A 287-nucleotide genomic window follows, 5' to 3' on the forward strand; every position below is an offset into this window, starting at 1 on the left:
AATCAGTCAGCTTTCCAAATTGTTAAAGAGCTTGATTCAATAAAATGAACCATTTTTAAAAACACTTAAATAAATGTGCTTAAAGATGGTATCCCGTAGGGGAGTCGAACCCCTGTTACCGCCGTGAAAGGGCGGTGTCCTAGGCCTCTAGACGAACGGGACATAGGTTACTCTTAACTGTTTAAACATATCAATCTGTGTGGACACTCATCGTGGTATCTTCGTATAAGGAGGTGATCCAGCCCCAGGTTCCCCTAGGGCTACCTTGTTACGACTTCACCCCAGTC

The 287-nt window shown here is 44.3% G+C and carries 1 tRNA gene and 1 rRNA gene; both read right to left on the reverse strand.

The window, feature by feature from the left end:
* Positions 1–86: 86 nt before the first annotated feature.
* A tRNA-Glu gene (locus IQO02_RS08400) sits at positions 87–162 on the reverse strand.
* A 64-nt stretch (positions 163–226) separates the two neighbouring features.
* Positions 227–287 (reverse strand): 16S ribosomal RNA (locus IQO02_RS08405); the annotation flags it as partial.

Source organism: Vibrio sp. OPT24 (genome assembly GCF_015163545.1).
Taxonomy (GTDB): domain Bacteria; phylum Pseudomonadota; class Gammaproteobacteria; order Enterobacterales; family Vibrionaceae; genus Vibrio; species Vibrio cyclitrophicus.